Genomic DNA, 9,527 nt, shown 5'->3' with positions numbered 1-9,527 from the left:
CGGCAGTATCAGTTCCACCGCCATGTTCAGGCCCTCACCAACAATGAACGTTTTACCGCCGCGACAATGTCGGGCACCTGGGGCACCGCGGCTTTTTCGAGTTCGGGGTTGTAGGGCAAGGGGCAGTCGGCGCCACCCAGCCGGATGATGGGCGCGTCCAGCCGGTCGAAGGCCGCGCTCTCGGCGATCATCGCGCTGACCTCGGCGCCTATTCCCAGCTGCTTGGTGCCTTCGTAGACACAGACCAGGCGCGTGGTCTTGCTCACGCTCCTGATCAGGGTGGAATGATCCAGCGGCCGCAGCGAACGCAAATCCACCACCTCGGCCGAAATGCCCTGGGCCGCGAGCAGCTCGGCGGCCTCCAGTGCGCGGTGCACCATGATGGCGGTCGCGGCGATGGTGACGTCGGTGCCTTCGCGGCGCACGCGAGCCTCGTGCAAGGGCTCGGTGTAATAGCCTTCGGGGACAGGGCCCTTCATCTTGTAGAGCAGCTTGTGCTCGAAGAACATCACCGGGTCCGGGTCTTCGATGGCGGCCAGCAGCATGCCCTTGGCGTCGTGCGGCGTCGAGGGCTGCACCACCTTGAGGCCGGGCACGTGGGCAAACCAGGCTTCCAGGCTCTGGCTGTGCTGGGCCGCGGCGCCGGTGCCTGAACCACTGGGGAAACGCATGACCAGCGGCACCGAAGCCTTGCCGCCCAGCATGAAACGCATCTTGGCGGCCTGGTTGACTATCTGCTCCATCGCCAGCGAGGCGAAGTCGGAAAACTGGAATTCATAGACCGGCCGGCGCCCCATCAGGGCCGCGCCCACCGCGACGCCCGCGCCGCCGAGTTCGGAGATCGGCGTGTCCATCACGCGCTCCTCGCCGAAGCGCTGCACCAAATCGCCGGTGACCTGAAAGGCGCCGCCGTAGACGCCGATGTCCTCGCCCATCAGGAAGACGCGCTCGTCGCGCTCCATCGCGATGCCCAGCGCTTCCTGGATAGCCTGCGAATAAGTCAGTTCACGCAACGCTTCAGCCATGGACGGTCTCCGCCACGGGTGCGGCATAGACAAAATCCGTCAGGCTGGCGATGTCGGGCGCCGGGCTGTCCTTGGCGAACGTCACCGCGTCTTCGATTTCCTGTTCCACGCTTTTCACCAGCGCATCCACTTCATCCTGTTCAATCATTCCGTGCTTCAGCAAGTCCTGCTCGAACAGCACGATGGGGTCGCGTTCGACCCAGGACTCGATTTCTTCCTTGGTGCGGTAGCGGTTGCGGTCGCTTTTGGAATGGCCGCGGTGCCGGTAGGTCAGGCATTCGATCAGGGCCGGGCCGCCGCCGGCGCGTGCGCGTTCAATCGCCGCGTGCGCCGCTTCGGCGACGTCGGCAAAGCTGTTGCCGTCGATCGTGAGCCCGGGCATGTCGTAGGCCAGCGCGCGCGTGGCGATTTTTTTCACGGCGGTGGAACGCTCGGTCGAGGTCGACATGCCGTACTTGTTGTTCTCGCAGACAAAGACCACGGGCAGCTTCCAGATCGCCGCCATGTTCAGGCCTTCGTGAAAAGCGCCTTCGTTGTTGGCGCCGTCGCCGAAGAAGCAGACCACCACGTTGGGCTTTTTCATCTGCTTGAGCGCCAGCGCGGCGCCGACAGCGATCGGGATGCCGCCGCCCACGATGCCATTGGCGCCCAGGTTGCCGCCCGCCACGTCGGCGATGTGCATGGAGCCGCCGCGGCCGCGGCAGTAGCCGGTGTCCTTGCCGAAAAATTCGGCGAACATGTATTTGGGCTCCGCGCCTTTGGCAATGCAGTGGCCGTGGCCGCGGTGCGTGGAGGTGATGCAGTCCGCCGCGCCCAGGTTGATGCCGACGCCGACGGCGCTGGCCTCTTGCCCTATCGACAAGTGCATGGTGCCGTGCACCAGGCCGCGCATATAGGCCTGTTCGGCGCCTTCCTCAAAGCGGCGAATCAGCACCATCTGGCGCAAGGCCTTGTGCAGGGCCGCCTTGCCCAGGCGGGTGTAGGCCTGGGGGGCGGTGGGTTTGAGCACGGCGTTCATGCGTGCTCCAGCACGCCGTAGACCAGCTCGTCCTGGCGCCGGCGCAGCTCGACGATGCGCGAGCCCGGGTCGACCGCGACATTCGCGTAGGTCAGCAGCTCGCCCTTGTGGATGTGCGCCGTCACCGTGCCGCGCTCGATCAGGCCGCAGGGCACGGCGTTCTTCGCGCGCGCGTCACCGGCCGCCATGGCCCAGGCGCGGTAGGTGTATTCGCCGATCGCGTCCAGCCGGTCGCCGGGTTTCAGGTCGCACTTGGCCAGCGCGCAGACTTCGGCCGTGGGCCTGGGCAGCGGCGCCATGTCGGCGCGGCCATAGAGCACGGCGCGCGCGCAGGTCAGCGGCACTTCCAGGCTGCACAGGTGGTAAGGGCGGTAGAAGGTGTAGTAAGGGCCGGTGCCCAGCTTGAGGTAGTCCATGCGCTCGCGCAGCCGCGGGTGCGCCATCTCGGCGACCACAAACACACCGGGCGCCACGCCCTTGCCGACGGTGTAGTCGACCACGCCCTTGCGCGTGAGGATGCCGCCGTCGGCGACCGGGCACAGCACCTTGTGCAGGTCTTCCAGCGAGGCATTGGGGCCGTGCATGCCGGCGATGTCGGGCACCAGGCCGGTCGCGTTGGCGATCGCCGACATCTCGACGGCGGTCTTGGAGCCGTCGACGAACTCGACCAGCATGCGCGGGTTCAGCCCCTTGCCCAGGGCTTCCTCGGTGTAGTCGTCAGGCGTCGCGTCGACGTTGAGCGGGTTGTTCTTGCCCTTGCCGGCGGCGATCACCGGGTAGCCCAGCGCCGAGACGAAGTTGATCAACTCGATGGCCGCGCTGGGCTCGTCGCCCGCGCCCAGCGAATAGATCACGCCCAGGCGGTCGGCCTCGTGCTTGAGGTAGGCGCCTATGGTGACGTCGGCCTCGACGTTCATCATCACCAGGTGTTTGCCGTGCTCCATGGCGGTCAGGCCGATCTGCGCGCCGACGGCGGGTTTGCCGGTGGCGTCGACGACCACGTCGATCAGGCCGCAGGCGCAGACCAGCTGCGCGTCCTGCGTGATGGCGATGCGGCGATCCCGTATCGCCTGCTCCAGCGCGCTGGCCGTGTTGACGACGCGGTGCGCGTCGGCGTTGTGGCCGGCCGAGGCCAGCGCGGCGACGGCGGCCGGCACGTTGATGTCGGCAATCGCCGCGACGACGATGCCGCGCATCTGCAGCACCTGGGTCACGATGTCGGTGCCCATCATTCCCGAGCCGATCAGGCCTATGCGCACCGGTTTGCCCGAAGCCTCGAGCCTGAGCAGGTCAGCGGCCAGGCCGCTGGGCGTAAAACCATTCATCCAACACCCCATTTCGTCGATTTGAAAGACCGGTACGGCGCCGGCTCAAACTCCGCGCTTGTGTACATTTGATCTTAATCTTATACTTATGTACATCATGAGCGCAAGCAGAAACCACCGGCCGATGTCGAATCAGCCGCGATTTAGGGGTAATCCCCGAGAGGTGGGAAAGGCTTGGGCCGGCGCTTCAGCCGGCCTGGCCGGCAAGCTTGATCAGCGCGCGCGCGGCGTGTTCATCGGTGATCAGGGTGGTGGGCTTGATCAGGCGCAGGGCGCCCAGCAGGGCCTCGGCCTTGCCGACGCTGCCCGAGGCCAGGATGCGCTGCGGCACGGCCTTGAGCGTCTCGACGGGCACCGACATCACGCGGCCCTGGACAGGGTCATTGATGAGTTCGCCCTTGCGGTCGTAATAGTGGAACAGCAGATCGCCAACCGCACCCATTTTCACGACGCGGCGGCGCAGCTCTTCGGGCATCACGCCGTAGCGGTAGGCCGTGCCTTCGGGCGACACGTCGCCGACGCTCACCAGCACGGCGTCCAGCAATTTGGCGTTGTCGAAGACCTCGCCCAGGCCGCAATGGTCGATGAGCGTCTGCCGCGTCTGCGGCGAATCGACGACGGCGGGCGCCGTCATCAGGTAACACTCGGCCTGGAACAGGCTGGAAAACCGCCAGGCGAACTCGGAAGGGTTGAAGCGCCTGACCTTGGTGATGCCGCCCAGCAGTGAGATCACGCCGAGGTCGGCAACCGGCGCCTCGCTCATGAAACGCAGCGATTCATGCAGCGTGCGCCCCCAGCCCAGGCCTATGCGCATGCCGGGGCGCAGCAAGCCGGCCATGTACTGGCCGGTAGCCGCGGCGATGGGAACGGTAGCATCGACGTCGGCATCCGACACCGGCGCCACCACCGCCTCGCCCAGGCCGAAGAGTTTTTCGAGCTCGCGCTCCAGCGCGATGCATTCGGGCACGCCGGTTTCGATGCTGAACTTGATCTCGTTGCGCTCGCGCAGGTCGGACAGCAGCCGCACCACGGTGACCCGGCCTATGCCCAGGCGCTGCGCGATTTCGTTTTGCGTCATCTCCTCGACAAAATACATCCAGGCCACGCGCAGGCGCATGCGCTTGTTGCGCTGGCTGGGCCCCGCGCCCGCGAGCGGCGCGTCCGCTTCGGCCGCGGCGGTTTGCGGCTGCGCGGCGGCTTTGCCTTCGGCTGGGTTTTTCGCGGGTTTGGGCAAGGCGGCTCCTGATTCTGGGGAAGTGACCGATTTGGCCAATTTGGTCAATTTAGGCCGGTTTGGGGTGCAAAATCAGGCTTCAGGCCCTCTCCGTCCGGCTGTCATGCTAACGTAAACCATTGATGGGATTTTCATGACACACAACATATTGCCCACCGCCCGCCCGGCCCGCAGCGTCCAGCCGACGCGCACCGCCGTGCAGCTGGCGCTCAAGGACGAACTGCGCACCTTCGGCTTCAACCTGCAGCGCGGTGCGCACTGGCTGCTGCAGGATGTCGGCAGCAGCCTGGTCAAGCAGGCCGAGCCGCGCAACGAGGCCGGCACGCTGCACAAGCTGCACCACCTGATCGACTCGACGGCCCAGGCCACCTTCTCCACGCTGCAGGTCGCGCAGCAAGCCGCGGCCGTCGCGGTGTTGCCGGACGCCGCCTACCGCACCCTGCACTTTGAACTGCAGCCGATGGCCGACTACTTCCTGCAGCAAAGCGACCCGAAAAATCCGTCGCAGCATTTCACCAATGCCTTTTACTGGCTGTTGCGCCACGCCCTGGCCGGCAAGGCCGGCAGCGCGCTGATCGCGCGCCAGCAGGCGATTGACGAGGCTTTCTGGCAGGTGCTGGAGCAGCATGCCGGCCTGATCGCCCGCGCGCAGGAGGCCAAAGCCTCGCCGCGCGACCACGCCGCGCTGTGCGCTGCCGTGCTGCGGGCACTCGCCGCGGCGCGTCCGGTGCGCGACGCCAGCTTGCCGCCCTGGGCCGGCCAGCCGGCGCAGCAGCCCGAAGCATCCACGGCTCTGCCCGAACTGCTCACGGTCGTGGTCGCCGTCGGCCTCGCGAAAAGCGGCGACAATCCCACCCCCGACGTCGGCGAGCGCCTGCGCCTAGCCGGGCAGCTCGTCACCGCGCGCCTGCCGCTGCTGGAGGCCGCGCTGCAGCAGCCCGACGACCAGCACCTGACCGTAGAACTCGCTTTTTTATTCCGCCACGCTTGATGCCCCCAGAGTCCTTCCCTTCTTTTCTTGCCGACACACGCCGACACGCAAAACACTGGCTGTTTGAGTCTGCCCTGCCCCTGTGGTGGGAGCGCGGCGCGGACCACGAGGGAGGCGGCTTCCATGAAAAGCTGGGCCAGGACGGCCGGCCCATCGGCAAGCCGGTGCGCGTGCGGGTGCAGGCGCGGCAGACCTATGTCTATGCCCGCGCCGGCGCCCTCGGCTGGACCGGCCCCTGGCAGGCGGCCATGCGGCACGGCCTGTCTTTCATGCTGTCGCGTTATCCCCGGCCCGACGGCCTGTTCCGCAGCACGCTGGACACCACCGACGAAAGCGTGGACCTCTACGACCAGGCTTTTGTGCTGTTCGCGCTGGCGCATGCCTATGAAGCCGAAGGCCGGCCGCCGGAATTGCTGGACACCGCGCAAGCCCTGCTGCGGCAGATTGAAGCCGCGCTGGCGCATGAGGGCGGCGGCTATTACGACGGCTTGCCGCATCAGCCCATCCTCAAATCCAACCCGCTCATGCACCTGCTCGAAGCCCTGCTGGCCTGGGTGACCCTGGGGGTTGAGGGCGGGTTCCGCGCGGCGGCCCTGACGCTGTGCCAGTTGGCCACCACACGATTGATCAACCCCGCCAACGGCGCGGTCGGTGAACTCTTCACGGCCGGCTGGGCCCCGCTGGGCGAGCCCCGTGAGCGCATGTACGAGCCCGGCCACCAGTTCGAATGGGCTTACCTGCTGCTACAGGCCGAAGCTTTGCTGGGCATTGAAGCACGCCACGAAGCCATCGCACTCGAAAACTTCGGCCGCGCTTTCGGCATCGATGCCACCCGGCAGGTCGCGCTGTTTGCCGTCAACGAAGCCGGCGACGCCACGGACCGCCGGGCGCGGCTGTGGGCGCAGACCGAAAGGCTGCGAACCTCGCTGCTGTTCGCCACGCAAGGCATGACCAACACGGCCGGGGCCSGGGCTTTGCAGGCCGCCGCGGCCGGCAGTTATTCCGGCTTGATGCGTTTCCTCGCCACCGGCGTGCCCGGCCTCTGGCATGAATGGCAGCGGGAAGACGGCGGCTTCGACCTCGCGCCCTCGCCGGCCTCCTCGCTTTACCACCTGATGACCGGCCTCGAAAGCCTGTTGACGCCCCTGCCTCCCCTGACACCTGCGGCACATCGCCCGGGCCCTGTAGAACGGACAATCACCGCATGAAGCATTTGTTGAATCTCCTGGCGGCCATCGCGCTGCTGGTCTGGGGAACCCACCTGGTACGCACCGGCATCCTGCGCGTCTTCGGCGCCAACCTGCGCCAGGTGCTGGCCGTCAGCATCAGCAACCGGCTTGCCGCCGCGGTCTCGGGCATAGGCGTCACGGCGCTGGTGCAGTCCAGCACCGCCACCTCGCTGATCGTCTCCTCCTTCGTCGGCCAGGGCCTGGTCACCCTGCCGCTGGCGCTGGCCGTCATGCTGGGCGCGGACGTGGGCACCAGCCTGATGGCCGTGGTGTTCTCCTTCGACCTGTCCTGGCTGTCGCCGCTCTTCATCTTTGTCGGCGTGGTGCTGTTCATCTCGCGCCAGGACACCAACGTCGGCCGCGTGGGCCGCGTGCTGATAGGCCTGGGCCTGATGCTGCTGGCGCTGCGCCTCGTCACGGCCTCCACCGAAGTCCTCACGCAGGCGCCGGCCGTCAAGGCCCTGCTGGCCTCGCTGAGCAGCGACCTGCTGCTAGAGATCACCGCCGGCGCCTTCCTGGCCGTGGTGTCGTATTCCAGCCTGGCCATCGTGCTGCTCACGGCCACGCTGGCCGCCTCGGGCGTGATCCCCATCGACGTCGCGCTGGGCCTGGTGCTGGGCGCCAACCTCGGCAGCGGCCTGCTGGCCGTGCTGACCACACTGCGCTCACCCGTGGAAGTGCGGCAGGTGCCCCTGGGCAACCTGCTGTTCAAGCTGCTGGGCATCGTGATCGCCGCGCCCCTGATCGGCCTGTGGCTGCGCCATGTGCGGCCCTACCTGGGTGAGGCGGCCACCGTGGTCGTGTTGTTCCACCTGGCCTTCAACATGCTGGTGGGCGCGGTCTTCATAGGCTGGACGCAGGTGATCGCGCGCTGGGTTGAAAAACTGCTGCCCAAACCCGAAAAGAACAAGGCCGGCGGCCGGCCCCAACACCTGGACCCTTCGGCCCTGGCCACGCCCTCGCTGGCGATCTCCTGCGCCGCGCGCGAGGCGCTGCACCAGGCCGACGTGGTGGAAAGCATGCTGCTGGGCGTGCTGCAGGTCATACGCAACAACGACCTCAAGCTGGCCGAAGACCTGCGCAAGATGGACGACGCCGTCGACGAGCTGTATTCATCGATCAAGTACTACCTGACCAAGATCTCGCGCGAGGCGCTGGCCGAGGAAGAAAGCCGCCGCTGGACCGACATCATCAGCTTCACCATCAACATGGAGCAGATCGGCGACATCATCGAGCGCGTGCTGATCGACATCGAAGACAAGAAGATCAAGCCGGGCCGCAGTTTCTCGGAAGCCGGCATGGCCGAGATCGTCGAGCTGCACGAGCGCCTGGTAGACAACCTGCGCCTGGGCATGAGCGTGTTCCTCAACGGCACGGTGCGCGACGCGCAAAAACTGCTCGAGGAAAAAGCCCGTTTCCGCGACCTGGAGCGCGCCTACGCCACCACCCACCTGGGCCGGCTGTCGGCCAACACAGTGCAAAGCCTGGAAACCAGTTCGCTGCACATCGACCTGATCAGCGAACTCAAGCGCATCAACTCGCACATCTGCTCGATCGCCTACCCGATCCTCGACTCGGCCGGCGCGCTTGCGCCCAACCGGCTGCGTGCTTCCGCCCTCACAGACCAGGTCTGAGAGGACCAGTTCTGAGGTTCAGGCCGTGAGGCCCATGGCGTCTGAAAGAATCAGCGCCGCTTCGGTCGTGAACTCGCCGCGCTGCAGGGCCTCGAGCAAGTCTCCGGCCTCCATCAGGCGGAACTGCTCGACCTCGCCGTCCTGGTTGTCCGGCGCCATGCCCTCGGGCACGGTGCAGACATACCAGTCGATGTCCTCCACCACATAACCCGCGCCGTTACCGTCCGTGGCCGGCCGCCGCGTCGCCAGGCGCCCGCCGTAGCGCATGGCCTGCAGTTGGGCCGTGTGCAGGCCGGCTTCTTCCCAGGTCTCGCGCACCAGCGCGGTTTCCACCGTGTCGACCGCCGACACCATGCCGCCCATCAGCGTGTCCCACAGGCCCGGGTCGTTGGATTTATTGAAAGCCCGCTGCTGCACCCAGAAGCGCCCGTCCGGCGACTGCCCCACCAGGTGCACCGCCAGCGTGGTGATGCCCAGCGGCCGCACCGCCGCGCGCTCCACCGTGCCCTTGCGATGGCCGAACTGGTCTGGCACCGCGAGCTGCTCGTCACGCCAGGCGCCGGCCAGGCCCGCCTCATGCAGCGCGACCGCGATCTTGTTCAGGCTGGTCGTGACGTCCCCCATCACGCGCCAGCCCAGGGTTCCGGGACGCTCTTCCTTGAGCAACGGGTGGTCTCCGTCGGTCATGGTGTGGAGGGTCAGCTTGTGGAAGAAACCAGGCTCTACTGAGCCGATCATGGATTCGCCGGCCCACAACGGGACGCGTGGGCGCAGCGGGGGTACGGTTGCACCTGCGCGGAGCTCGCGCAACCATTGCGGGTCGTAAGGGGGGGTTGTCATGGTTCTTGGGGTTGGGTTTTAGTTTACTTCGGTGGGCTTGCGATGTGGGGTTTTCTCTGTTTGGTTCTGCTGGCCGGGGTTGCCGGCAGCAAGTAACTTTCTTTTGCTTCGCCAAAAGAAAGTCACGGCGGATTCAAGGACCAAGTGCAACACTTCCAATCCAAGAGGAGTTGCATGACAAGAACATATCGACAATTGAGTGCCGAAGAGCGAGGCACGGTAATGGGCATG

At 66.4% G+C, this 9,527-nt stretch carries 9 protein-coding genes; 3 read left to right on the top strand and 6 right to left on the bottom strand.

Annotated elements, in window-relative coordinates:
* Window positions 1-26: 26 nt before the first annotated feature.
* The 4 genes from AC1D0P_RS16620 to AC1D0P_RS16605 form a co-directional block, all read right to left on the bottom strand.
* A complete protein-coding gene (locus tag AC1D0P_RS16620; protein WP_477677759.1) occupies window positions 27-1,025 on the bottom strand; it encodes an alpha-ketoacid dehydrogenase subunit beta in 999 nt (332 codons plus the stop codon).
* A complete protein-coding gene (locus AC1D0P_RS16615; protein WP_477677758.1) occupies window positions 1,018-2,043 on the bottom strand; it encodes a thiamine pyrophosphate-dependent dehydrogenase E1 component subunit alpha in 1,026 nt (341 codons plus the stop codon). The genes AC1D0P_RS16620 and AC1D0P_RS16615 overlap by 8 nt, the downstream gene beginning before the upstream one ends.
* On the bottom strand, window positions 2,040-3,368 hold the full coding sequence (locus AC1D0P_RS16610; protein WP_477677757.1) for an NAD(P)H-dependent oxidoreductase: 1,329 nt from the start codon (window positions 3,366-3,368) through the stop codon (window positions 2,040-2,042). Before AC1D0P_RS16610 ends, AC1D0P_RS16615 begins: the two co-directional genes overlap by 4 nt.
* A 187-nt stretch (window positions 3,369-3,555) precedes the next feature.
* The gene (locus AC1D0P_RS16605) at window positions 3,556-4,602 is read right to left on the bottom strand and encodes a sugar-binding transcriptional regulator (protein WP_477677756.1); all 1,047 of its coding nucleotides are present in this window, start codon (window positions 4,600-4,602) and stop codon (window positions 3,556-3,558) included.
* Between the two features lie 133 nt (window positions 4,603-4,735).
* Between AC1D0P_RS16605 and AC1D0P_RS16600 the strand changes: the two genes are divergently transcribed.
* The 3 genes from AC1D0P_RS16600 to AC1D0P_RS16590 are packed head-to-tail and all read left to right on the top strand — an operon-like array spanning window position 4,736 to window position 8,456.
* Window positions 4,736-5,593 (top strand): hypothetical protein, encoded by an 858-nt coding sequence (locus AC1D0P_RS16600; RefSeq protein WP_477677755.1) that lies wholly within the window; start codon window positions 4,736-4,738, stop codon window positions 5,591-5,593.
* Complete coding sequence (locus AC1D0P_RS16595) at window positions 5,593-6,801, top strand: AGE family epimerase/isomerase (RefSeq protein WP_477677754.1); 1,209 nt, start codon at window positions 5,593-5,595, stop codon at window positions 6,799-6,801. Before AC1D0P_RS16600 ends, AC1D0P_RS16595 begins: the two co-directional genes overlap by 1 nt.
* Window positions 6,798-8,456, top strand: a complete 1,659-nt coding sequence (locus tag AC1D0P_RS16590; RefSeq protein ID WP_477677753.1) for a Na/Pi cotransporter family protein — start codon at window positions 6,798-6,800, stop codon at window positions 8,454-8,456. Before AC1D0P_RS16595 ends, AC1D0P_RS16590 begins: the two co-directional genes overlap by 4 nt.
* 18 nt (window positions 8,457-8,474) lie before the next feature.
* Here the strand turns inward: AC1D0P_RS16590 and AC1D0P_RS16585 are convergent, their stop codons facing one another.
* Both AC1D0P_RS16585 and AC1D0P_RS16580 read right to left on the bottom strand, forming a co-directional pair.
* Window positions 8,475-9,296: an NUDIX hydrolase gene (locus AC1D0P_RS16585; protein ID WP_477677752.1), complete on the bottom strand. Its 822-nt coding sequence runs from the start codon at window positions 9,294-9,296 to the stop codon at window positions 8,475-8,477.
* An 18-nt stretch (window positions 9,297-9,314) separates the two neighbouring features.
* A partial coding sequence (locus AC1D0P_RS16580) for a hypothetical protein (protein WP_477677751.1) occupies window positions 9,315-9,527 on the bottom strand: 213 nt, incomplete at its 5' end.

It is taken from the genome of Polaromonas sp. P1_G2, assembly GCF_056405515.1.
Note: the sequence above shows the minus strand (reverse complement) of the source record. Positions and strands in the feature narration are given on the sequence as shown.

Bases quoted from the DNA above. Each gene is read 5' to 3' on its own strand.
- AC1D0P_RS16620 (WP_477677759.1), bottom strand. From the start codon at position 1,025: ATGGCTGAAGCGTTGCGTGAACTGACTTATTCGCAGGCTATCCAGGAA.
- AC1D0P_RS16615 (WP_477677758.1), bottom strand. From the start codon at position 2,043: ATGAACGCCGTGCTCAAACCCACCGCCCCCCAGGCCTACACCCGCCTG.
- AC1D0P_RS16610 (WP_477677757.1), bottom strand. From the start codon at position 3,368: ATGAATGGTTTTACGCCCAGCGGCCTGGCCGCTGACCTGCTCAGGCTC.
- AC1D0P_RS16600 (WP_477677755.1), top strand. From the start codon at position 4,736: ATGACACACAACATATTGCCCACCGCCCGCCCGGCCCGCAGCGTCCAG.
- AC1D0P_RS16590 (WP_477677753.1), top strand. From the start codon at position 6,798: ATGAAGCATTTGTTGAATCTCCTGGCGGCCATCGCGCTGCTGGTCTGG.
- AC1D0P_RS16585 (WP_477677752.1), bottom strand. From the start codon at position 9,296: ATGACAACCCCCCCTTACGACCCGCAATGGTTGCGCGAGCTCCGCGCA.